Source organism: Acetobacterium sp. K1/6 (assembly GCF_034438075.1).
Lineage (GTDB): Bacteria > Bacillota > Clostridia > Eubacteriales > Eubacteriaceae > Acetobacterium > Acetobacterium carbinolicum.
This window is the reverse complement of record NZ_JAXQGA010000007.1, coordinates 112,862-138,022: the sequence shown is the minus strand read 5'-3', so window position 1 is coordinate 138,022 and position 25,161 is coordinate 112,862. Positions and strand designations below refer to the sequence as shown.

Here is a 25,161-nt window from a genome sequence, read left to right as displayed (position 1 = left end):
AGAAGCGGAGCACCCTCACCGGGGTGTTCCGCTTCTCTTTTTGCTTGAATGCCTGTATTTTATTAGCTCGTGCTTAAAGTATTATACTTAAATCAAACATAAATGATATTTACTTCTTTATTGATGCTACGCAGCATCTCAATAAGTTTCTGGGTCACCCGCCATTTGGTGGTGAGTTCTTCTGGAAAATCGGGGTTTTGATGGGCGGGATTGATGGAGTTCCCAATAATCAGATCGATGGTGGTACATTCGTTCATCAGAATATTAGCCAGCATCGATGCACCATTTTTTTCCTGAAAGATTTCGCGACCACAGCGATTATTCATATAATCATCACAGATCCGCAGGGTTTCTTTCAGCGTCAGTACTCCCTCAGTTACCAGGTCAATCCCTTTGATAGTGGCAATCGGTGGTACCCGATCCGACATGGTGGAAAAATCGACTTTTACTTCTTCACCAAACTCCCGCGCCACAATATTGGCGGCCGTCCCGCCGCAGACGATTTTTTTGCCCCGACCCCGTTCCAGTAGCCGTTTAATCTCGGCGTCCTTTTCCTGATCCAACGGTGGACCTGAAAAAATGGTGACATATTTTCGTTCTTCCACCTTGATCACAGCCACTGTGGTATCGTCTCCCGGCTCCTCACCATACAGATTATAACAGGTATCCACCAGTGCCATGGAAATGTCCTTGGCTTTTTTGTTTTCATAGGATCGCGCCAGGATATAATCCGACGCTTCTTCCCATTGCCATCCAAAATTTAGTAAATTGCCAATCCCCGCATGGATCACGCCGTCACTGAAAAAGGCCATAATATCACCTTTTTCAATTTCCTTGGTGGTTTCATAAACAGACTTTCCCTGAAACTCAATTTCCTTCCGTTCCAGTTCGATGATTTCTCCATCGCGGATAAACACCAATGGGGGGTTATCAAATTCCAGAATATAAGCCATTCGATTTCTAAAAACCTGAACAATGGTAAAGGTCGAGTAGGCCATCCGACGAACACTGCATTTTGGCAGGGTGGCTTCCAGGGTTTCCAACACATCCATAATCCCCATTTTTTCTTCCAGCATGGTCGCCGCAATGGTGGAGGTCAGCGTTGCCAGAATGTTGGCTTTAACGCCGCTACCCATGCCATCAGCCAGCACCACAATGACGCTTTCATCATTAATTCGCACTTCCACATTATCGCCACAAAGCTCTTCATGAACCTTGTTGACACTATCGCTGGCAATATCCATAAATAAAGGCATTAACGTTCAACCTCCCGACTGGTTACAACTTTTTGAAGTTTGGTCAGCGTCACCTTGGTTTCCGCCGTGGTTTCGCCCAACAACCCGGCGATCTCGTGAGCAACCCGCATTTGCTTGTCAATCACCCGCTGAGCCATTTTAAGCGTTTCTTCCTGGATATTTAACATCTCCTGCTCCTGTTTTTCCTGCCTGGTGATATCAATAAAAATTCCCATATACAATTCCTGTTCTGGAATATAGGTCAGAATTTCCATAAAGATCCGGTTTTCTTTTTCGTAATGCCCTTTTCCGGTATAGGTATTGCCGCGGTTATTGTCCAGTTTTCGGAAGGGATTATAATCAAGCGCATCCACAAAATTGTAACGCATCACAGCTTCTTTTTTCATATTAAAGAGGCGTTCTGCGGCGGCATTAAACTCAATGATCCGGAATTTTTTATCCAGCACGGCAATGGCGTTGGGGGTGGTCGTAATGATCAAGTTTGAAATCGCTTCGGTTTTACTGGTAATCAGCGGCAGACACATATCCATTTCCGCCATATTCCAGTAAACCGCTCGGGCTTTATCCCGGCATGTTTCATAACCACAGGTGCCACAGTTGAGTTCATCCCGTTCTGTGAATTTAGACATCTGATTTAAAATCCTTTCAAGTTCTTCCTCGGGAACTTCGCCCAGATGATGAACCGGCCGTTTATGGAAGGACCGTCTACTATTGATTTCGGGAATCTCATTCGATGGTTCTTTGTTGCTGTTTAAATCGATATAGGTCTGGAGCATTTCCACCTTTTCATATTTAGACAAAGGGCTGTGAAGATTTCCGGGACCATTGACACACCCTTCTTCGCAGGCATTCATTTCAATCCAATACTTCTTCTCCAGCTGATGAATTTCATCCATGAACGCCATGCAATCCTTGACGCCGTCGATGCGAAGAATTTTCCGGCTGCCGTCGAGATTTTCGACACTGTTTTTAGCCAGTCCTCCAGTAATTGGATAGAGCCGTCCGGTATTGGTACCGATGGCGTTGAATTCCTCTATCGGCATCTTATTGGGGTCAATATGCTCCTCTTTAATCCAGGCATCGATTTCATCAAAGGTTAAGACCCCATCAATAATGCCACGGACATCCGTATCATGAACCTCCATTTTTTTTGCCAGGCAGGAACCAGCGTAAACGATCTTAGCCTCCGGGTATTTTTCTCTAAGAATCTTGCCATGGGCGATCATTGGCGAAACCTGATGGCTCAAGGCGGACAAATACTGAGGATAATAAATTTCAATGAGATTTTTTATTGCCGCACAGGAGGAAGAAATCACCAGCTTTTTATCACTGCAATATTCATCGGCGTAAGCTTTGGTGACTACCTCAGCACCGATGGAAGTTTCCTCAATGATTGTAAATCCCAGTTCCCTTAGAATTCCCAAATACTGTCTGGGATGGTTAAGGTAATAAGCAGTCGGAAATACTGCTGATAAACTGAGTACCACCTGCTCGGTTTTTAGCCATTTTTTGATGGTATCAACATCACTATGGATCTCTTTGGCATTATGAGGACATGTTGCAATACAGATCCCGCAGCCAATGCACATCGACTGAATAATCTGGGCGTGTTTATCCTTCAGTTTTATGGCTTTGACTGGACACTTCCGGATACACTTATAACAATTACGACATTTATCTTTTGAAAAATTAATGATACTCAATTATTTTTCCCCCATAATTTTCTCGAAAATTTCTTTCGCATTTTCAGTTGAAACGGCATAGATGATGTCATCACATTCCACGGCAACCCCCTCCGTACATTTCCCCATACAAAATGACCCTACCAGTTCAACCTCATCCCCTAATTCTCGCTCTTCAATAATTTGATTCAAGGCTTTAACAACCTTATAGGATCCGTTTACATGGCATGCACTGCCAACACATATTCTTATTGTCTTCATCACATTATCCTTCATAAAAAATATTCTACATTAGTCTGGTTGGTTCATGGTATCATCAGATTTTTTGTCTGTCAACGGCTGGGCAAAAATGTCATACTAAAAGATCTAAAAAAAAAGCAGTTCAAAATCAGGATAAAAAAACGTTCATTTTTGATGCAAACCCTCCTCAATTTTTTAACGATTATTGATACTTTTTACCCTTACTTTTAATTTATACTGGGTTTTACTCAAATATCAGCAGATTCATGGGTAAATCCGACTTCGACCTTGACGAAGCCAATAATCTTTGCTAAAATCGGTGTAATTGAATAACGTTTTCTTAATGAAAACAATACAATCCGAATTGATGCACCTACGGTTTGCTATGGTTTATCAATCGATAGAGTACGGTTAGAAATGATTGTGCTTTCCAGTGTGTAAAGGATGGTGGAATTCATGGAATTATCTGACTGTTTTTTTGAGCAGTCATTTTATTTTTTTGGATTGACCTCCCGTTATGTCATTAAAGAGACTTCTCTTTGATACTATTTTTTAGGAGGAAGAAAATGAAAAAGAAATTGTCAGTATTGGTTATTGTATTATTTGTCTGTACCCTTGCCCTGAGTGGCCTGGGCTGCACCCCGGCTAAAAAGGAATTAGAGCCTGGTTCTAACGGGGAGATCATTCTTGCCACCACCACCAGTACCCAGGATAGCGGTTTACTGGAAGTGATCCTACCGGATTTTGAAGCCCAAACTGGGATCGCCGTCAAGGTTGTTGCCGTGGGCACCGGGAAAGCCATGGAAATGGGAAAAGCTGGTGAAGCCGATGTCCTTCTGGTTCATGCACGTTCCCAGGAAGATCAGTTCATCGCCGATGGATACGGAGCCGAACGCTTTGATGTCATGTATAACGACTTTGTTGTGCTGGGACCAAAAGAAGACCCGGCCAAGGTAAAAGCAAACGCTGCTGCTGATGCTGCCAAGGCTTTTACTGCCATAGCTGCTGTGCCATCAACCTTTGTCTCCCGGGATGACAAATCCGGTACACATACCAAAGAGCTGGCCATCTGGAAGGCTGCCAATATCACCCCTGCAGGCGACTGGTATTTAAAAACCGGCACCGGCATGGGCGAAACACTAACTGTTACCAACGAAAAATTGGGCTATACTCTGGCTGACCGGGCAACCTACGCCAACATGAAAGATACCATCACCAACCTGGAAATTGTTTGCGAAGGCGATACAATTTTAAACAATCCTTACGGGGTTATTGCTGTATCACCATCAATCAATGACCAGATCAATGCCGACGGCGCGCAAGCCTTTGTTGATTGGATTATATCACCCGAAACCCAAAAACTGATCGGTTCATACGAAGTGAATGGGAATCCGCTGTTTATCCCCAACGCTGCACAAAAATAAAAAGTTAACTGAGGTCCTGGGAGAAGATCTTCTTCCAGGATCGCATTGTGGAGAAATCAATGGACTACATACTCAATGGTTTTGTTGAAGCCTTTCGGCTCATTTTTTCTTTTGATCCTGAAATCATTCAAATTGTTTTGTTATCGCTTTTTGTCTCTTTTTCTTCGACCCTTTATGGCACCCTGATCGGCGTTCCTCTTGGCATTCTTCTGGGCATCAAAAAATTCAGAGGCAAGACAGTGGTGTCCCGGTTTCTTTATACCTTCATGTCATTTCCGCCGGTTATCATTGGTTTGTTTACCGCCCTCTTTTTAGCTCGTTCTGGTCCTTTGGGTCAGTTTCAGCTGATGTATACTGCCACCGCAATGATCATTGCCCAGACTATTCTGGTTACCCCCGTTATTATGGGCATCATCTTTAACCATGCCAGCACCAGTGGCTATGAGGTAGTCCAAACGGGGAAAACGCTGGGTGCTCAGGGGTGGGATATTCTGATCCTGCTGATTCTGGAACTAAAAGGCGTCATTATGATCGCCCTGGTCAGTGGGTTTGGCCGGGCCATTTCTGAAGTCGGCGCAGTAATGATTGTGGGTGGAAATATCCGGGGGTTCACCCGCGTGATGACGACCTTTATCGCCATGAATAACAATATGGGTCAATACAGTGTCTCCATCGCTATGGGACTTATCCTGATGACCATCTCTTTTCTTACCAACTCGATTTTATACCATTTTATCATAGGGGATCAAAATGAATATTAAGACGCGTAATATTACAAAAACATATAAAGATAAAACGGTGCTCAATCTGAATGGTCAATCTCAAGATCTTTTTTTTGAGTCTGGAGAAATTCACGGCATTATCGGACCTAACGGATCTGGGAAAACCACGCTAATGAAAATAATGGCCGGTCTCGTTACCCCAACTACTGGGAATGTACTTTATAATGGCGTGCCCTTAGATCCGAATATTTTTTGTGAAATGACCTATTCCAATCATACCCCCACCCTTTTTTCACGCTCAGTTTATGAAAATATTGCCTATCCGTTAAAAATCCGCAAACGTGAAAAAGACGAAATTGATCAAACCGTATCACAGTTATTGAATGAGTTCGAAATTGAAGCGATTAAGAATCAGAGTGCCCGACATCTTTCCGGTGGGGAATCCCAGAAAACAGCACTAGCTCGCGCCTTATCTTTTTCACCCCAAGTTCTATTTTTAGATGAGCCCACGGCGAATATCGATCCCAAAAGCATCCAGATTATAGAAACTGCTTTAAAAACGAGAACTAAAGAGCAGGGACTTTCAATTATTATTATCACCCATAATCTCAGTCAGGCTTTCCGGATCTGTACCCACCTGACGTTTCTGGATCAAGGATCTTGTCTTTTTTCTGGCACACCGGAAAAAATCATGGCCTCTAACCATCCTACAATCGATGAGTTTATCTCACTTGATCGATTTTAAAACGCTATTATCTGAACTAAAATCACAGAAATTCAAATATTTTTGTGAGAACTATTTTTTATCAGACTTACCAGGAAATTTTGATTGCATAAACGGGGTTTTTATAGTTATAATATTTACTTAGTCCAGACTTTATATGGGGTCATTATATTGGGAGGAAAACCATGAGATATGTGCCAACATTTTGCCTGCGCGAAGGAATGATGTTAGGAAACAATCTTTGGGGTGAGCGGGGTGAGTTGATTCTTGCTAAAGATACTGTTCTCACCGAAGATTACATCGAACGAATAAAAAAATTAAATTATAATGGCATATATGTTGAAGATGATCTGACCAAAGATATCCAAATCATTAATATTATCAACGATCGTGTCCGAGCCGAAACCGTTAAATGTATTAAGGATGTTTTCATTACTACCGAAAACAAAGGTGCCTTAAAAAAGAATACCTTTAATGACATGCAAAAACATATTGAAAGCATCGTTGACGAAATTCTTCAGAATAGCAGTATGGTGATTAACATGGTGGATCTGAAGGTTTTTGATGACTATACCTATTTCCATTCGGTGAATGTGGCTGTCCTTTCCATTTTATTGGGTTCAGCCCTGGGTCTGCGCCGGGAACAGCTGTGTGATCTGGGTATCGGTGCCATTCTCCACGATATTGGCAAAGTTTTTGTTAAAAAAGATATTCTTTGTAAAGAAGGGGAACTTTCAGAGGACGAGTCCTGTGAAATGCAAAACCACTCGACCCTCGGTTATGATTACATTAAAAAAGTTTCGACCATCAGTATGTCTGCCCGGATTGGCATTTTAGACCACCACGAAAAATTTGGCGGTGGTGGTTATCCCAACAACCTAAGTGAAGAGCAAATCTCCCTCTTTGGACGAATCATCGCCATTGCCGATGTTTATGACGCCATGACTTCCGACCGACCTTACCGCAAAGCCATTATCCCCTCAGAGGTGATTGAATATATCATGGGTTCATCCCATACCTTATTCGATCCGGATCTGGTCAACATCTTTATCCGAAAGATCGCTCCCTATCCCATTGGCACCTGTGTGGAACTGAGCAATCGGTTAACCGGTATCATCATTGAAAATTATGAAAGCTTCTCGATGCGCCCCAGGGTCCGCATTTTCAAAAGAGATGGTGAAGACATTGATCCTTTTGAGCTTAATCTGAGTGATCGGGCTTTCCTCAATATTACCATTACTAGCATCTTATAAATGACGCATTCGTTTTAAATTAACAAAAGCGTTTAAGATTTTGCTTTGAGTGTTGTTCCAGTTAATGGGACAGCACCTTTTTTAATTAAAAAAGTCGCTTTAAAACCCATTTATATTGCTATTTAACCCATTACATGTTAGAATAAATTTAATTGTCATAATGCATCAGCAAGCAACGAACCGCTTAATCAACCCTGGGGAAAGCCTGGGGATTTTTTTGCTTAAATTTATCGTTTCAATACAGAGCTATCAATGGAGGATTTATGAATTGAAAAAAAATACCGAAAAAATTATCCAGGTTAAAGACCTGGTCAAACATTATGGGGACAAAACGATCATTGATGAAATTAATTTTCACATTCGGGCCAATGAATTCCTGACCATTCTCGGCCCCAGCGGCTGCGGAAAAACCACCTTGCTACGAATGATCGGTGGGTTTGAAACCCCGGACGCCGGAGATATTCTTTTCGAAGGCAAATCGCTGGTCAATATTCCGGCCAATAAACGGCCCATTAACACCGTTTTTCAAAAGTATGCCCTGTTTCCCCATTTAAACGTCTATGATAACGTGGCCTTTGGGTTAAAAATTCAAAAAAAAGCCAAGGCTGAAATAGACACCCTGGTTCAGGAAATGTTGCGGATGGTCAATCTTAAAGGGCAGGAACAACGGGATGTCAATTCCTTAAGCGGCGGCGAGCAGCAGCGGGTCGCCATTGCCAGAGCCCTGGTTAATCACCCTCAGGTCCTGCTGCTTGACGAACCCCTGGGTGCTCTGGATCTCAAGCTTCGCAAAAACATGCAACTGGAACTAAAAAAACTCCAGAAAAAAACCGGCATCACCTTTATTTATGTCACCCACGACCAGGAAGAAGCGATGACAATGTCTGATACCATTATCATTATGAACCATGGCCGGATCCAACAGATCGGCTCACCGGTGGATATTTATAACGAACCCCGAAACGCCTTTGCCGCCGATTTTATTGGTGAAAGCAATATTCTGGAATCGATGATGTTAAAAGACTGTCTGGTCAAACTTCAGGATGTCGAAATTCCCTGCGTAGACAAAGGTTTTGAGAAAAACGAGTCGGTACTCACTGTGATCCGCCCTGAAGATATCGAAATTCTCCCACCCGGTACCGGTTTTCTGGACGGTGTCATCGAATCCGTGACCTTTCTGGGGATGCACTATGAAATCGTTATGAACTGCAAGGGCATTAGCTGGCTGATTCATACTACCCGTGAATTTTTTGCTGGCGACCAGATTGGTATCCAGGTTGATCCCAATAATATTCATATCATGAAGAAGGAACACGACCATGAAATCATTTAAGGAAACCATTGCCTATCCTTACGGTCTGTGGATGCTTATTTTTATCGCCGTTCCGCTGCTGGTGGTAATCTGGTTCAGCTTTTTATCCAACCCGGATTTTAAGGCTGGCATCTATACCTTTACGTTGGAGAATTATAAAGAGTTTATGGACCCGGTCTACCTGGAACTTTTATACCGTTCATTTTTATATGCGGTCATCGCCACCCTGATCTGTTTTTTTATCGCCTATCCTTTAGGGAACCTGATTGTATCGCTACCCGGCAATCGCCAGAATCTGATGATTGTACTGATGATCATCCCGATGTGGGTCAATTTCCTGCTGCGAACCTATGCCTGGATGGTGCTGCTCAGCGGCAGCGGATTAATCTCTCAATTTCTGGGTCTGTTAGGCTTTAGGGATGTTTCTCTGCTATATACCCAATCTGCTGTGATTCTGGGGATGGTCTATAACTTTTTCCCCTATATGCTGTTACCGATTTACACCGCCTTGAAAAAAATTGATCCGGATCTACTGCGGGCCGCCACCGATCTGGGGGCCAACCATTTCCAGATGTTTGTAAAAATCAAATTGCCACTCAGTCTTCCCGGCATCGTTTCCGGATCAATGATGGTCTTTATGCCCGCGGTAAGTACCTTTGTTATTTCCAATTTGTTGGGCGGTGGCAAATACATGCTCATCGGAAATCTCATTGAGCAGCAGTTTTTAACCCTGAACAACTGGAACTTCGGCTCAGCGCTTTCAATGGTATTGATGACCATTATCTTTCTCGTCTTAGGTGTTGCCCGTCTGATCACCGGAAAAGAACTTGATACCGGAGGTCAAATTCTATGAAAAAGATCCTTAAAAAACTGGCCTTTGCCTTAATTTTGTTGTTTTTATACGCACCTATTTTAGTGTTGATTGTTTATTCATTTAATGATTCTAAGATTATGGGGCCCTGGGCAGGTTTTACGCTCAAATGGTATGTCATGCTTTTTCAGGATCGCTATATCCTTCAAGCTTTGTACTATACCCTCATTATTGCCGTGATCGCCACCACTGTTTCCACTCTTGTGGGCACCATTTCGGCGGTGGGTATTTACCAGATGCGATCCAAACTAAAAAGACCCTATCTGTTGTTAAATAATATCCCCGTTCTGGTACCGGATATCGTGATGGGGATTACCCTGATGTCGCTATTTATTTTTGCGGGAATGAAAATGGGACTAACCACTATTATTATTGCCCACATCACCTTTTGTATCCCCTATGTAATTCTGGCGGTACTACCCCGGTTTAACCGGTTGCCGGAGAACATTTTTGAAGCTGCGCTGGATCTGGGTGCAACCCCTCGCCAGGCCTTCTGGAAGGTGCTGTTCCCGGAGATTCTTCCCGGTGTTACTTCTGGTGCCCTGATTGCCTTTACCCTATCAATTGACGATTTCGTGATCAGTTTTTTTACCGCCGGCAATGGGGTCAGCAATCTATCGATCACCATCTATTCGATGGCCAAGGCCGGTATCAACCCCAAAATCAATGCCTTGTCAACAATTATGTTTGGGTGTATCATGATCTTACTAATACTGATCAATATCCGTAGTGAAAAAGGGATTAAAAATATCCAATAAAAAGGAGAATGGAATGAAAAAGTTCGTGTTAATTTTATCCTTGTTGTGTCTGCCTTTTCTGGCCAGCGGTTGCGGCTCCGATAATCGGGCTGAGCTTACTGTTTATAACTGGGGCGACTATATGGACCCGGAGGTCATCGCCCAGTTTGAAGACGACTATAATTGTCGGGTCAATTACGAAACCTTTACCTCCAATGAGGACATGTACGTCAAGGTCAAGAATTCATCCGATACCTATGACGTACTGGTACCCTCTGATTATATGATTGAGCGGCTGATTCGCGAAGAGATGCTTAGGCCCATCACCAAAGACAATATCCCCAATCTGGCTAACATCGATGCCGCGGCCCAGGATCTGGCCTTTGATCCCGGCAATCAATACTCGGTCCCCTATTTCTACGGGGTTTTAGGAATTGTCTATAACACCGCTCAGGTCACCGATCCGGTGGATAGTTGGGATATTCTCTGGAATGATAAATATGCTTCCAAAATCTTAATGTATGACAGCATTCGCGACAGCATGGGCGCCTCACTAAAACGGCTCGGTTTCTCCATGAATGAAACCAATGAGGCTAACATCAATGCCGCCCGGGATGCTCTGATTACCCAGAAACCGCTGGTTATGGCCTATGTTACCGATAATGTCAAAAGCCTGATGGCCAGCGGTGATGCTGCTATGGCCGTGGTCTATTCCGGCGATGCGGCCATTATCATGAGTGAAACCAACAACCTTGATTTTGCGGTTCCCAAGGAAGGTTCCAATGCCTTTTATGATAATTTTGTGATCCCCAAAAATGCCAAGAATCCGGAACTGGCCGAACAATTCATCAATTTCATGCTAACCCCGGAAGTTGCCGCTAAAAATATTGAATACGTCGGTTACTCCTCTCCGAATACGCCAGCTCTGGCGCTGCTTGATTCAAGCTGGTCGAACAATGCCGGTTTTAACATCAGCCCCGAAGATCTGGCTCGCAGTGAGATCTTTATGGATCTGCCTAGTGATATCATGGAAATCTATAACCGGGCCTGGACCGAGATTAGTGTCTCCAAATAACAAAACAACCCAGCTGGAAATAACTCTGGCTGGGTTGTTTTAGTTGCGCGACCAATTGTTCCGACTCTTATGGCATCAACTCATTCTAGTCTTCCAGAAGTCCGATCCATTTGGGGATCGGAATAGCGCCGCCAATCACTGCACCAATAGTCATCGGAATGATGCCGTTAATCGGAAAGCACATCAACAGCAATAAAATCACTGCCAGGGGTTTTCGCATAACCGTAGCTGTTAATGCCGCTGTTACTATTGCCACACAAAAGATGGGATCAATGGGAAGCATTAAGGCACAGGCATAACCAATGGCGATCCCCGAAAAAATGGTGGGGAAAATATTTCCACCCCGCCAGCCCATTTGGTGGCAAATATTGCCCATTAGAAGTTTGACAATCCCAGTTAAGAGCAGCACTGCAAAACCCAAGCCCTGCCAGGAATTCATCACCTCAACCATTTCGTGTTCACCGGAAAACATCGTGTAGGGCAGAAAAATTCCGACGCCGCCAAGAATCACACCGCCAAGAATGCTCCGAATCAGAATTTTTTGCGCCAATGGTTTAATCGCGACTTTGGTCATTTTTTGAAATAGATAATAAAGCATTCCCGCTGCTACCCCAACCAGTGCCAGAGGAATCGCTGCTGCCCATTCTACTGCCGTCATTTTTTGGATGGCTGGGAAGTGTCCCAAACCCAGCCGTCCGCCAAAAAGATTCTGGAGGATGGTTAATGCCCCATAACCGCTGAGAATGCCAACGAAATACATCATTATTTTTAGATTTTTAGGAATCACTGCTGGTTTTTCTTCATCTTCTATTTGCTCTACAAAGGCAAAAAGCGGTGCCCCAAAGATAACGCCGATGGTGGCAGCCATACCAATCTGCGGTAGCTCATCCGTTTCTGAAAGGATAAATTTAAAGCGGTCGGAAAACCAGAAACATAACCCCACAATCACGCCGGTTAAACCGGCTTCCGGGCCCAGACTCCCCCCAAATATCAGTGGTAACAGGGCTGAGATACCAATGATGTGTAGGTTATTATAAGGGATCTTATTCCCTTTTTTAACCGTTTTTAAAATTTCCGCCATTTCCCGGGGATAGGGACCAAACCGTTGCTCCCAAAGCCCGATGAGTAAACCGCCAATGGCACAGACCACCACCGGATACAAAGTGAGATTGACCGCATTTTTAAGATCCTGCCATAAAAAATTGATGCCCAGGTTCATCATAAACAGCAGCCCCCAGGTAATCCCACCAATTGTGCCACCCAGTATCGCCACAAATAAAGTCATTACGGCAGTTTCTTTAAATTTAAGCCCCACGGTATCCTCCTGTCAATTCGTCTTACGCTTGTCCATTGATGAATTGCACTCTGTTTTTTCCAAATTCTTTGGCTTTGTACATGGCGATATCAGAATAGTTCAACAGCTCCGTGGCCGTGACCCCATCCCGGGGATATCTTGCAATGCCAAAGCTAGCACTAATATTTAAGTTCATATTTTCGACCACAAAGGTCTCTAACAGAGCCATTCGGATTTTTTCAACATACTCAAATATTTCCGTTTCACTGAGATCGCGCTGGATAATCAAAGTAAACTCGTCGCCCCCTAAACGCCCGAGCATATCCTGCTGTAAAACGATTTCTTTATTCTGTCGGCAATCGATTTCAGCAATAAGTCGCCGATATGATGCCCTTTATAATCATTGATCTTTTTAAAACTATCCAGATCAATAAATACCACCGCAAAAGGCGCTTGTTTCTCCTGGGACTGTTCTACCAGATAATCAAGCTTGTTGACAAGCATTTCACGGTTTGGGAGTCCGGTTAAAACATCGGTATATGCCAGATAATTAAGCCTAACTTCACGCTGTTTCATTTTTCTGTTTAGTTCTCTAAGCTTTTGGTTCTGCTCTAAAACTTCTTTTTCCGAATTTGCCAGTTCATCGTAGAGAACACTCAGTTCTTTTTTTTGTGCAGCAACTTCTGCCAAATTACTATCAACCCGCTTGCCATAAAATGAAATAATACTGATGATAATGATCGTGCTAAGCGGCACCATAATTCCTGGTATTGCCTTTAAATTGCCGGCCCCCAAGACGATAATGATCCCCACAAACGCGGAAGTCAGAAGATTAATGGCCACCCCAATCCGATAGCCCTTTTCTTTTGCTATCACCACCAGGCAAACCGAAATCATCACCTGAAGCTGAGCCACAACACCGGCAATATTACTAAAGGATGAAAACCGTACTTGCAGAAAAATGACCGTAAAATACAAAAGCAAACAAATACCGATTTTGATTCGTGAAAACTGCTTACTTTCATCAAGGGTTCTTTTCTTCTCAATATGATGATCTGTGAAATCTGCAACATTTCTAATTTTTTCCATGAACTCCCTCCTGGTACTGATTTCTAAAGCTCTACACACTTTTCTCTGATACTTTATATAATCATCGACCGGTTTTCTTACGCCCGAGTAGAATCTGGTCTAAATCCTATTCCAAATTGATCGGTCTAGCCTTCTTTTTTGTCTTGGGATACTTTTTAGCTGTCAAATTTTACGATCATCCCTTTTCTTTCTTCTTGATCCAGAATCATCGGGTCGCCGATAGCCCAGGCTTTTACATCGTTCGCATCGTCTTTGCCGATTATAAAAACACACTTTATTTTTCACTATTCAATTTTTGTAAGTTTTATTTTCTCTCATTTTAACACAGATAGACACCCTAAACAATGCGTGGCATTCACTGTGACAGTTTTTTTGCTACTTTATATTTTTCAGGTATTTAAAATTAATTTTTTCAATTAAAAAAACTTTGCAGTGGCTGCGTGAGTCCGTCTGCAAAGTTTTCTTTTGATTTACTTTTGGTGTTCTAGTCGCTTTATGCTTAGCAGCTACCGTTAAGCATCACGTGACTAATACTTGTCATCGTCATCAAGAATAATGTTGGGCTCAAAGGACGTCTCTTTATCTATTCTTACTACTTTCTTTGCCCCAAGTTGATTTTGAGTTTTTGGCGATTGCCCAAACGTTTTTAAGTCGAAGGCACCAACCATTTGTTTTAGCATTTCGGCCTGACCGGACAATTCTTCACTGGCGGCGGCACTCTCTTCCGCTGTAGCCGAATTTGTTTGTACCACCTGGGAGACCTGTTCAATACCCTGGGTGATCTGGGCTATTTCAGAAGCCTGATCGTTAGATGCCTGGGCAATATTACCGACAATATCGGATACTTTCTCGATCTCATTGAGTATTTCTTTTAGACTTTCTGCCGTTTCATCAGCAATGCCGGTTCCCACTTCCACCTTGTCGATCGAACCTTCAATCAGCCCGGTGGTTTCTTTTGCTGCTTCAGCACTTCTGGCTGCCAGCGTTCGAACTTCTTCCGCTACGACAGCAAAACCTTTTCCATGCTGGCCGGCCCGAGCCGCTTCTACCGCAGCATTTAAAGCCAGAATATTGGTTTGGAAGGCAATGTCATCAATCACTTTGATGATCTTAGAAATACTGTTGGATGATTCGCTGATATCATCCATGGCTGTTACCATTTTTTCCATCTGACCATTTCCAACTTCGGCGTTTTTTCGTACTCTGACAGCTAATTCATTCGCCTGATTGGCATTCAAAGCATTTTTCTTCGTCTCATCTGCCACTTCTTCAATCGATGCCGTTAATTCTTGAATCGCACTTGCCTGCTCAGTGGTCCCCTGTGATAGATTCTGTCCACCATCTGAAATCTGTCTGGCACCCATTTCCACCTGACTGGCGGCATCATTGATTTCTTTCATGGTTTGGCTAAGTTTATCATTGATTGTGTTGAGTGATGTTTTAATTGGAAGAAAATCACCAAGATACTCACTTGTAATTTCCTGGTTTAAACGACCTTGTCCCATCGCTTCAAGGGTTGATGAAATTTCATCGACATATTGTTTCAAAAACTCAATCGTCTGATTTAAGGCCTTCTTAATTTGAGCATGATCGCCCTTATAGTTACCTTCCATGCCAATCTGCAGATTTCCCGTTGATAATAAGTTTAGCGTGGCGGCTGCTTCTTCTACCGGCTGTATAATCGTATCCAAAGTCTGATTAAATCCATCGATGACCTTTGCGAATTCTCCCTGGAATTTAAATGCGTCACCGCGATTTTTTAGATCCCCTTCAACTGCGATACTGGCCATATTTTCTGTTTCCTGAACCAGGCTTAGAATATTTTCAATCATAGCAATCAGACTTGGGTTAAGGGTATCATTTTCACTTCGTTTGCCAATCTGTTTCAAGGTATCCAGATCATCCATCTCACCAGCGGCGATATGAGTCGCAACATTGACCACCCGAATCAAGCGCTCATGAACAGCATTGATGGCTTTTGCAATATCCGAGTAAATTCCCAGATATTGTCCCGTCATTTCTTCGGAATAATCATTGACGCTCATCTTTTCAAGAATGCGTTTCCCTTCCGTTAATCCACCTAAACCATCAATACAGATATTTAAATTACTTTTGATAATGTTAAAATCACCATTGTAGGAATCTGTGATTTTTTCGGGGATAATACCTCGACTGATCTGTTCGACATAGTCGGCGGCCAGATTCAGTGGACCAACCACCGCATCCAGAGTGGCATTGACGCCTTCAACAATCTGCTTATAACCACCGGTAAATCGATCTGCGTCCCCTCTCGTGCTCAATCTTCCTTCTATTGCGGCAACAGAAAGCCTATTTGCTTCGTCGATTAAGGCACGTATAGTTTCGATGATCCGTTTAAGTGCTGGTGCCAATTCATCCTGATCATCCCTTAGCATAATATCAGCGCTGACATCGCCAGCAGACACATTGTTTAAAGTTCCTACAATCACCGTCTGGATGCTCTCTGAGAAGGTATCCATGGCATCCGCCATTTCCCCGATTTCATCGTTTCGATTCATTTTAAGACGTATCGCAAAATGTCCCAGGTTCATCTCTTTTAGATTCTCTGAAACCTTTTGAATCGGTTTTCCAATAATCCTACTTAAGAAGATCCCCAAAGTAATGGCAAAGATCATCCCCAAGATTGTGATCACCGCCATAAGGGTAACTGAGGCATTAGTGGCACCAGTGTTTTCGCTGATCTGGGCCTCTCCAGACTCAGCTTTCATTTTGATAAGATCCCCCATATCCGAAGTAGCTGTTTCAAAAGATACTGTCAGTGCCCCAGCTTCATCTAGCATAGCCAACGCTTCTTCGTCCTTATTTTCCAAAGCTAGACTTGCTACATTGTCAATTTGTTTTTCAATTTCAGCGATGCTTGTTTTAAGCTGATCAAACTCTAATCTCACTTCGTCTTTTACAATTGTCGCTTCAAATTCGTCCAAAGCATTACTGATAATTTCTTTATTTGCGACAATATCTTCAGCATCTTTTTTAATCTCATTTGTATCCTATTCTAGAATCATATCAACTAATTCATACTTCATTTTTTCTATACTTGAAAGCAAATTTCCCGTGCTCATATGAGCAGTTGTGACATTGTTGTAAGTCTCAATATATGTTACATTGACCTTAAGTAGATTAACAACCCCAATCAATCCTACAATACCCGCTACAAAAGATACAAGTAGAAAACTGGTGACAAGTTTCCTGGTGATCTTCATATCATAAATCCATTTCATATAACTTTGCTCCTTTTGTTGAAATAATTAAGATAGTAATTTTGTAAAAAAGTCCTTGTGAAATTATTTTTAACTATCACTAATCTTCTTATTGTTAGATTAAATTGTCGCTCCTTTCAGACTTCAATAGTTTTTTAGCAACTTTTTCTGCCAAATAGTCATGTCTTTTATCATAAAATAAAAGATGCTTTTTTCGTACCAATTTGTATTATACAATGTTTGCTCGCAAAAAACTATCGTTATTTAGTGAGAATTAATATTTATTAGAACTGTTACACTGCGATTTTAAAACTGCCTGCCGCCACTTTAATAAAGATACTAATTGAAATACAAAAAAATCACCGCAATATGCTAAATCACGGTGATTTTTGTTCATACTATGCTACTATTCGTAATAAATTTCATCAATCGCACAGCCCGCCGGGACGATCGGGTAAACCCCTTCTTCGTTGGAAATCTTGACATGGACAAGCAGTGGCCCGGGTTGATCTTTGATCGCCTCTAGGGTTTCTTCCAGCTCAGCCATATTAGTTACCTTGTAGCCGGGGATTCCGCTAGCCGCCGCCAGCATGATGTAATCAGTGCATTGAACAATATCAGTTTGGGCATAACGTTTATCACTGAAGAGCTTCTGCCATTGTCGTACCATCCCCAATGACTCATTGTCAAACAGGAAGATTTTTAAGGGGATCTGGTACTTGCTGACAGTAATCAGTTCCTGACAGTTCATTCGAAAACTGCCGTCTCCGGCAATTAGCAACACATCCGCATCGGGATTGGCCAGTTTGACGCCGATCGAAGCCCCCAGACCATAACCCATGGTCCCTAAGCCGCCGGAGGTTATAAATTGCGCCGGACGCAAGACATTCCAGTACTGTCCCACCCACATCTGATGCTGCCCGACCTCGGTCACCACAAAGGATTCCGGATAAGCAGCGTTGATGGTATTAAGAATATTTTTGGGATGATAATCACCTTTCTCAGTACAGGGGATGATCCAGTTTTCAATTTTTTCATACCATTCCGGATAGGATTTTTCTTCAATGTCTTTAGTCAATAAGGGCAATACATCTTTAATATTTCCCTGAATCTGAATTTCAGCCGGAATATTTTTAGCAAATTCAGTGGGATCAACATCAATGTGGATAATCGTTTTATTGCGGACAAAGGCATCGCAATTGCCAGTGACGCGATCACTAAACCGGGCACCGATGGCAATGAGCAGATCGGAGTTGATGACTGCCAGATTCGTTTCCTGGAAGCCATGCATACCCACTAATCCCAGCGAAAGTTCATGATCTCGGGGAATGCCGCCTAATCCCATTAAGGAGTTGGCCACCGGAATTCCGGCTTTTTCGGCAAAGGCCAATAGTTCTTCATGCGCCTTGGATTTAATCACTCCGCCACCAGCATAAATGACTGGGCGTTTGGCCGCATTAATGGCGGTAACCGCTTCTAATATCTTTGCTTCTTTAATATCCGGATAGATCTGACGCAGCTTTGGAATAAACATTTTATGGTATCCGGTTTTGGTCAGAAAGATGTCTTTGGGAATATCGATTACAACTGGACCGGGTCGTCCGGACTGAGCGATAACAAAGGCCTCCCGGATGGTATCGGCCAGGTCTTCTACATGGGTAACCAGATAATTGTGCTTGGTAATCTGCATAGTCACGCTACTGATATCAATTTCCTGGAAGGAATCCTTGCCCAGCAAAGGTGAAGCAACCTGTCCGGTAATCACAACCAGCGGCACGGAATCCAGATAGGCATTGGCAATCCCAGTGATGGCATTGGTTGCACCCGGTCCGGAAGTCGTAATCGCGACTCCTACCGTATCACTGGTTCTGGCATAGCCGTCAGCAGCATGGACACCATTTTGTTCGTGACAGGGGCCAATTTGGGTAATCTCGTGATCAAGCCGATAAAAGGCATCGAATAATGGAATCACAACGCCACCGGGGAATGAAAAAACATGTTTGATCCCCTGTTCTTCCAGACATCGGACGGTGATCTCCGATCCTAATAATAATTCTTTGTTATTCAAATTTTCACTTCCTTTCTGCTATTGGTTGAGATTTATAGGGTTGTAGGGGTGGGTCGTACCCGCCACTGCAACCCTTTATATAAAACATTGATTGTTTATTTTTCAAAGACGGCACCGGTGGAGGCCGAAGTTACCAGTCTGGCGTAACGGGACAGATAGCCGGTTTTTATTTTTGGTTCCAGTGGAACCCAGGCCGCTTTACGCTTGGCCAGCACGGCATCATCCACCTTTACAGCAAGGGAACGATTGACAATATCAATGGCAATAATATCCCCTTCTTCGATCAGGCCGATGGTGCCGCCGGCGGCGGCTTCAGGGGAGACATGTCCGATGCAGGCACCGCGGGTAGCTCCAGAGAAACGGCCGTCGGTGATTAAGGCCACCTCTTTATCTAAGCCCATACCAGCAATAGCGGAGGTTGGGAACAGCATTTCCCGCATTCCCGGACCGCCTTTAGGACCTTCATAGCGGATAATCACCACATCACCAGCTACAATTTTGCCGGCTTTAATGGCGCTCGTCGCTTCTTCTTCAGAGTTAAACACCCGGGCTGGGCCTTTATGTTTTAGCATCTCCGGCGCTACCGCCCCTTGTTTTACCACGCCGCCGTCTGGGGCCAGGTTACCAAAGAGCACGGCCAGACCACCGGTAAGGCTATAGGGGTTTTCCAAAGGTCGAATAACCTCCGGGTTTTTATTAAAGACACCGATCAAGTTTTCAGCAATTGTTTTGCCGGTTACTGTCATCAGGCTGGTATCAATCAGATTGGCATCGGCCAGCGTTTTCATCACAGCCTGAATGCCACCGGCATAGTACAAGTCTTCCAGATGGTGATTTCCGGCTGGTGCCAGCTTGCACAGATGCGGAGTTTTGGCAGAAATCTCGTTGACTTCCTGAAGATCAATGCAGACCCCAGCTTCGTTAGCGATGGCTGGTAGATGGAGGATACTGTTGGTGGAACAACCCAGGGCCATATCGCAGGCCAGGGCATTTCTAAAGTTTGCATCCGTCATTATATCCTGGGGTTTAATATCCCGTTTCCACATTTCCATCACCTGAATCCCGGCTTTTTTAGCTAGCCGCACCCGTTCAGCAAAAACAGCGGGAATGGTGCCGTTGCCAGGCAGACCCATCCCCAACACTTCGGTCAGGCAGTTCATGCTGTTGGCAGTAAACATCCCAGAACAGGAACCACAGCCGGGGCAAACAGAATCTTCAAAGGATTTAAGCTCTTTTTCATCAATTTTGCCGGCATTAAAAGCTCCCACCGCTTCAAAGGCGGTATTTAAGTCCGTGTCCTTTTGTCCGACCGCTTTACCGGTGAGCATTGGCCCACCACTGACGATTACAGTAGGAATATTGATCCGCGCTGCCGCCATCAGCATGCCGGGAACAACCTTATCGCAGTTGGGAATCAAAACCAGCGCATCAAGAGAATGAGCAGTGGCCATGACTTCAATTGAATCGGCAATCAGTTCCCGGGACGCCAACGAGTATTTCATCCCCACATGACCCATGGCAATCCCATCGCAAACGCCGATGGCTGGAAATTCGATGGGGGTTCCCCCAGCCATCCGTACCCCTTCTTTGACAGCTTTAGTAATGGTATTTAAATGAATATGTCCAGGAATGATTTCATTAAAGGAATTGACTACACCGATTAAGGGTTGCTCCAGTTCTTCGTCGATATAACCCATAGCTTTAAATAAAGAACGCTGGGGAGTCGTTTCGACGCCTTTTTTTACACGATCACTTTTCATTTGATATCCTTTCTTTTGTGGTTTTGATCTTGTCGTTTGCGGGCAGTTAATAACCGCCCCTGCAAACCATAAATCTTTTATAAATTATCGATAATTTTTTGACCCATTTGAGTGGTGCCTACCAGGGCCATCCCGGCTGAGAAGATATCACCGGTGCGATAGCCTTGAGCCAGGGTTTTTTTTACAGCGGCTTCGATGGCATCGGCTTCGGCAATCAGATCCAGGGAGTAACGCAACATCATCGCCACGGATACGATCGTCGCAATGGGGTTGGCCTTGTCCTGATTCGCAATATCCGGAGCGGAACCATGGATGGGTTCAAACATTCCGAATTTACCATCGGCCATACTGGCTGATGGCAGCATTCCGATCGAACCGGTAATCATGCTGGCCTCGTCAGATAAGATATCACCAAAAAGGTTACCCGTAACAATGACATCAAACTGTTTGGGGTTGATAACCAGTTGCATGGCAGCATTATCAACATATAAATGGTTTAGTTCGACCTCGGGATAATCCTTGGCCACTTCTTCGACACAGCTTCTCCAGAAACGGGAAACTTCCAGAACATTAGCTTTATCCACATTGGTCACTTTTTTATCACGCTTCATGGCAATTTCAAAGGCTTTTTTGGCAATCCGCAAAACTTCCGGCCGGGTGTATTTCATGATATCCCAAGCCGCAAAATCGCCGTCCCGGCCTTTTTCACCAAAATAAACATCTCCGGTCAGCTCCCGAACCACCATAATGTCGAGGCCTTCGCCAATGATTTCCGGTTTTAAGGGACAAGCGGCTTTTAATTCTTCATAAAGGATGGCTGGTCTCAGGTTGGCATACAGGCCCAGGCTTTTTCGCAGGCCCAACAAACCGGCTTCTGGTCGTTTGTCACCGGGAAGGTTGTCCCACTTTGGTCCACCCAGGGCCCCTAGTAAAACGGCATCGCTGTCTAAACAGATGTCCACAGTTTCCTGAGGCAACGGGTTATCACAGGCATCTATGGCAGCACCACCGGCCAACACTTCGGTATAATTAAAGGTGTGGTTGAACTTTTCGGCAATTTTATCTAAAACCTTGATACTGGCCCCGACAATTTCAGGGCCGATTCCGTCTCCGGGAATTACGGCTATTTTATAATCCATTTGTTCTCCTTATTATGTTTACGTATTTTTAGGCATTTGCGGGCGGTTAATAACCGCCCCTACAAACCGATACGAATCGTTTTGTCTAATATTGCTCCCGTTCCTCATCATTTAACAACTTGTACTCAATCGAGTCGATCAGAGCGATCAGACTAGCTTCAATAATATCGGTAGAAACTCCGACATTGGTCCAGATGTCGACCCCGTCGGAACTCTCAATTAAAACCCGAACCTTGGAGGCGGTAGCGGACTTTGAATCGATGACCCGAACTTTAAAGTCGGTGAGGCGCACCTCGCTGATTTTTGGATAAAAAACTTCCAGCGCTTTTCTAAGCGCCTTATCGAGGGCATTGACCGGGCCGTCGCCTTCGGCGGCATTGATTTCCGATTGACCATCGACATTGATTTTTACCACGGCAGAGGAACTGAGAGCATCCTTGGTGTGGGTCTGTTCCCCGATAGTTTTAAAATCTTCTAGCGTGAAGAACGGCTTGTGCAGCCCCAGTTCCTTGCGAATCAGAAGCTTGATGCTGCTTTCGGCGCCTTCAAACTGATACCCCTGGTACTCCAACTCTTTAATGCGATCCATCACGCGCGTGGTTTCTTTGGATTTCTTGGTCAGACTCGGGTCTACTTCGTTCATCAGCTGAATGATCGTACTGCGACCAGAAACCTCGGACATTAAAATCCGTCGTTCATTTCCCACCGCCTCTGGTGAGACATGCTCGAAGGAAGCCGGGTTCTTCATAACCGCATCAATATGCATGCCACCCTTGTGGGCAAAGGCTGATTTCCCCACAAAAGGTTCGCGCCCAGTAAGAGCATAGTTAGAAATCTCGGCAATCCGAATCGCAGAAGATGTCAGCTTTGCAAGTTCAGCATCCGCCAGACAGTGAAAGCCCATTTTTAGCTGAAGATTTGGAATGATGGTCGCCAGATTGGCATTTCCACAGCGTTCACCATAGCCCAGGAAGGTTCCCTGAACCTGACGGGCCCCGGCATGAACAGCCATCAGTGAGTTAGCCACGGCCAGACCGCTGTCATTATGGCAATGAATCCCCAGCGGAATTTTTAATTTCTTTTTCACATCGGTGACAATTTCCTGAATTTCATGCGTCAGGGTGCCACCGTTGGTATCGCAGAGAGCCAGACAATCGGCTCCCCCTTGCTGGGCTGCCAGCAGGGCTTCGATGGCATAGGCCGGATCGTTTTTATAACCATCAAAGAAATGCTCGGCATCAAAGGTCACGTCTTTGCCCTGAGCCTTTAAATAGGCCATCGTTTCTTCGATCATTTTCAGATTTTCGGCCAGCGTCGTTTTAATAATATCCGTGATGTGGAAGGTCCAGCTTTTACCAAAGATGGCTACCCCCGGGGTCTCTGTTTCCAGGATTGCCCTTAGATTGGCATCATCCTCTACAGCAATGCCGCCCCGTCTGGTGCTGCCAAAGGCCACCAGCTTAGCATGTTTCAATTGGATACCTTTAATCCGATTAAAAAACTCAATGTCTTTTGGATTCGAACCGGGGTTTCCGGCTTCAATATAATCAATCCCCATTTTATCCAGCGTTTCCACCACGCGGATTTTGTCTTCAACTGAGAAAGAGATTCCCTCGGCCTGAGCCCCGTCTCTGAGTGTTGAATCAAAGACCAATATTTTTTCTGACATTTTAGTTTCCCTCCCTTATCACGAATTCTTACTTTCTTGTTCCTTACTTTCTTTACTTTGGCTGTCTTTTATATAGTGCATCTGGTTGACAGCGTCCACATAAGCTTTTAAACTGGCATCGATGATGTCAGTACTCAGTCCCCGACCATGGTAGACATTGGTGCCGTCAGATATTTTCACCTGAGCTTCGCCCTGAGCGTCAGTTCCGTCAGTAACGGCAGTAACCCCATAATCAATCAGGGTCAGATCACAGTCGACTAATTCGCTAATGGCTTTAAACCCGGCACTAATCGGTCCGTCAGCCAGCGATACCCCTTCGATGAGATCACCATTTTTCCGAAGCCTGATGGTCGCGGCGGTGGAAATGGTGTTCCCGGTACTAATGACAAAACGGTCCAGGGAATAAACTTCCGGAATCGCCAATTGTTTTTGTTCCACCAAAGCCAGAATATCTTTATCAGAAATGACTTTTTTCTTATCCGCCAGAACCTTAAACTGACTGAATAAATCCAGAACTTCTTCATCGTTTAAGGTATAGCCCAGGGACGTCAGTTTATCCACAAAAGCATGCTTACCGGAGTGTTTACCCAGTACCATTTTATTTTCTTTTAAGCCGATCGATTCCGGCGTCATGATTTCATAGGTTTCTTTATTGGCCATCATTCCATGTTGATGGATTCCCGATTCGTGGGCAAAGGCATTTTCGCCGACAATGGCTTTATTCGGCTGTACCCGAACCCCAGTAAGCTTAGATAATAAACGACTGGAGCGATAGATTTGAGTGGTATCGATATTGGTATCCACCTGGTAAACATCATGACGGGTTTTTAGTGCCATCACAATTTCTTCCAGCGCTGCATTACCTGCCCGTTCGCCGATCCCGTTAACCGTACACTCTACCTGGCCGGCACCGGCCTGAATGGCAGCTAAGGAGTTGGCCACACCCAAACCTAAATCATCATGAACATGAACCGAAATAGTCGCCTTGTCAATATTGGGGACGTTGTTGCGGATGCCCTCAATAAACTTAAAATATTCACCTGGGGTAGTATAACCCACCGTATCCGGGACGTTAACAATGGTAACCCCCTGATTGATAACCCCTTCTAAGACCTGGTATAAAAACTCCGGCCGGGTTCTGGAGGCGTCTTCAGCAGAAAACTCGACCTCACCGCAAAGATTTCTGGCGAATTTTCCCATTGCGATGGCTTTTTCCAGCACCGCTTCCGGTGACATCCGCAGCTTGTACTCCATGTGAATATCCGAGGTCGCCAAAAAATAATGAATTCGGGGGTTAACGGCGCCTTTTAACGCCTCATAGGCGGTGCTTATATCTTTTTCCGTACTGCGGGCCAAACTGGCCACGGTGGCATTTTTAATCTCATTAGCAACCAACTGAACCGACTCAAAATCACCAGGCGATGCAATGGCAAATCCGGCTTCAATGACGTCAATTCTCAGACGTTCGAGTTGTTTCGCCATCTCTAATTTTTCTTTCAGGTTCATACTGCAACCCGGTGACTGTTCCCCATCTCGAAGGGTGGTATCAAATATCTTTACGATTCTGCTCATTGCATCTCCTCCTAATTATTTTGTTTTTTTGTTTT

18 protein-coding genes, 2 pseudogenes and 1 riboswitch are annotated in these 25,161 nt (G+C 44.3%); of the genes and pseudogenes, 8 read left to right on the top strand and 12 right to left on the bottom strand.

Going from position 1 to position 25,161, the window contains the following annotated elements; all coding sequences use genetic code 11:
• Window positions 1-92: 92 nt before the first annotated feature.
• From U2P91_RS08320 to U2P91_RS08310, 3 genes are read right to left on the bottom strand one after another with little or no spacing between them, the layout of a single operon-like run.
• A complete protein-coding gene (locus U2P91_RS08320) occupies window positions 93-1,256 on the bottom strand; it encodes a SpoIIE family protein phosphatase (protein ID WP_111889477.1) in 1,164 nt (387 codons plus the stop codon).
• A complete protein-coding gene (locus tag U2P91_RS08315; protein WP_111889476.1) occupies window positions 1,256-2,959 on the bottom strand; it encodes a [Fe-Fe] hydrogenase large subunit C-terminal domain-containing protein in 1,704 nt (567 codons plus the stop codon). Before U2P91_RS08315 ends, U2P91_RS08320 begins: the two co-directional genes overlap by 1 nt.
• Window positions 2,960-3,199 (bottom strand): (2Fe-2S) ferredoxin domain-containing protein, encoded by a 240-nt coding sequence (locus tag U2P91_RS08310; protein ID WP_242988537.1) that lies wholly within the window; start codon window positions 3,197-3,199, stop codon window positions 2,960-2,962.
• 324 nt (window positions 3,200-3,523) lie between these two features.
• Window positions 3,524-3,640, top strand: a riboswitch (molybdenum cofactor riboswitch).
• Between the two features lie 104 nt (window positions 3,641-3,744).
• Between U2P91_RS08310 and U2P91_RS08305 the strand changes: the two genes are divergently transcribed.
• From U2P91_RS08305 to U2P91_RS08270, 8 genes are all read left to right on the top strand, one after another.
• Window positions 3,745-4,602: a substrate-binding domain-containing protein gene (locus U2P91_RS08305; protein ID WP_111889474.1), complete on the top strand. Its 858-nt coding sequence runs from the start codon at window positions 3,745-3,747 to the stop codon at window positions 4,600-4,602.
• A 59-nt stretch (window positions 4,603-4,661) separates the two neighbouring features.
• Window positions 4,662-5,363 (top strand): ABC transporter permease, encoded by a 702-nt coding sequence (locus tag U2P91_RS08300; protein ID WP_111889473.1) that lies wholly within the window; start codon window positions 4,662-4,664, stop codon window positions 5,361-5,363.
• Window positions 5,353-6,069 (top strand): ABC transporter ATP-binding protein, encoded by a 717-nt coding sequence (locus U2P91_RS08295; protein WP_111889472.1) that lies wholly within the window; start codon window positions 5,353-5,355, stop codon window positions 6,067-6,069. Before U2P91_RS08300 ends, U2P91_RS08295 begins: the two co-directional genes overlap by 11 nt.
• A 164-nt stretch (window positions 6,070-6,233) precedes the next feature.
• A complete protein-coding gene (locus U2P91_RS08290; RefSeq protein WP_322519430.1) occupies window positions 6,234-7,301 on the top strand; it encodes an HD-GYP domain-containing protein in 1,068 nt (355 codons plus the stop codon).
• A gap of 268 nt (window positions 7,302-7,569) precedes the next feature.
• Window positions 7,570-8,634, top strand: a complete 1,065-nt coding sequence (locus U2P91_RS08285) for an ABC transporter ATP-binding protein (RefSeq protein ID WP_111889469.1) — start codon at window positions 7,570-7,572, stop codon at window positions 8,632-8,634.
• Window positions 8,621-9,466, top strand: a complete 846-nt coding sequence (locus U2P91_RS08280; protein ID WP_111889468.1) for an ABC transporter permease — start codon at window positions 8,621-8,623, stop codon at window positions 9,464-9,466. The genes U2P91_RS08285 and U2P91_RS08280 overlap by 14 nt, the downstream gene beginning before the upstream one ends.
• The gene (locus tag U2P91_RS08275) at window positions 9,463-10,242 is read left to right on the top strand and encodes an ABC transporter permease (RefSeq protein ID WP_111889467.1); all 780 of its coding nucleotides are present in this window, start codon (window positions 9,463-9,465) and stop codon (window positions 10,240-10,242) included. The genes U2P91_RS08280 and U2P91_RS08275 overlap by 4 nt, the downstream gene beginning before the upstream one ends.
• A gap of 13 nt (window positions 10,243-10,255) precedes the next feature.
• Entirely contained in the window at window positions 10,256-11,296 is a 1,041-nt protein-coding gene (locus tag U2P91_RS08270; RefSeq protein ID WP_322519429.1) for a spermidine/putrescine ABC transporter substrate-binding protein, read from the top strand.
• Between the two features lie 85 nt (window positions 11,297-11,381).
• On the opposite strand, the gene U2P91_RS08265 is transcribed toward U2P91_RS08270, so the two are convergent.
• The 9 genes and pseudogenes from U2P91_RS08265 to U2P91_RS08230 form a co-directional block, all read right to left on the bottom strand.
• Entirely contained in the window at window positions 11,382-12,611 is a 1,230-nt protein-coding gene (locus U2P91_RS08265; RefSeq protein WP_242988536.1) for a chloride channel protein, read from the bottom strand.
• Between the two features lie 22 nt (window positions 12,612-12,633).
• Window positions 12,634-13,094, bottom strand: a pseudogene (locus tag U2P91_RS08260) (diguanylate cyclase domain-containing protein).
• Window positions 13,095-14,206: 1,112 nt separating this feature from the next.
• The gene (locus U2P91_RS17965; RefSeq protein ID WP_371414216.1) at window positions 14,207-15,697 is read right to left on the bottom strand and encodes a methyl-accepting chemotaxis protein; all 1,491 of its coding nucleotides are present in this window, start codon (window positions 15,695-15,697) and stop codon (window positions 14,207-14,209) included.
• 78 nt (window positions 15,698-15,775) lie between these two features.
• A pseudogene (locus U2P91_RS17960) lies at window positions 15,776-16,921 on the bottom strand (MCP four helix bundle domain-containing protein); the annotation flags it as partial.
• 403 nt (window positions 16,922-17,324) lie between these two features.
• A complete protein-coding gene (ilvB, locus tag U2P91_RS08250; RefSeq protein ID WP_111889461.1) occupies window positions 17,325-18,986 on the bottom strand; it encodes a biosynthetic-type acetolactate synthase large subunit in 1,662 nt (553 codons plus the stop codon).
• A 95-nt stretch (window positions 18,987-19,081) separates the two neighbouring features.
• The gene (ilvD, locus tag U2P91_RS08245) at window positions 19,082-20,746 is read right to left on the bottom strand and encodes a dihydroxy-acid dehydratase (protein WP_111889460.1); all 1,665 of its coding nucleotides are present in this window, start codon (window positions 20,744-20,746) and stop codon (window positions 19,082-19,084) included.
• Between the two features lie 77 nt (window positions 20,747-20,823).
• Window positions 20,824-21,885, bottom strand: coding sequence for a 3-isopropylmalate dehydrogenase (gene leuB / locus U2P91_RS08240; RefSeq protein ID WP_322519428.1), 1,062 nt, complete (start codon window positions 21,883-21,885; stop codon window positions 20,824-20,826).
• A gap of 85 nt (window positions 21,886-21,970) precedes the next feature.
• The gene (gene cimA / locus U2P91_RS08235) at window positions 21,971-23,554 is read right to left on the bottom strand and encodes a citramalate synthase (RefSeq protein WP_111889458.1); all 1,584 of its coding nucleotides are present in this window, start codon (window positions 23,552-23,554) and stop codon (window positions 21,971-21,973) included.
• 18 nt (window positions 23,555-23,572) lie between these two features.
• The gene (locus tag U2P91_RS08230; RefSeq protein ID WP_111889457.1) at window positions 23,573-25,126 is read right to left on the bottom strand and encodes a 2-isopropylmalate synthase; all 1,554 of its coding nucleotides are present in this window, start codon (window positions 25,124-25,126) and stop codon (window positions 23,573-23,575) included.
• Between the last annotated feature and the right edge of the window lie 35 nt (window positions 25,127-25,161).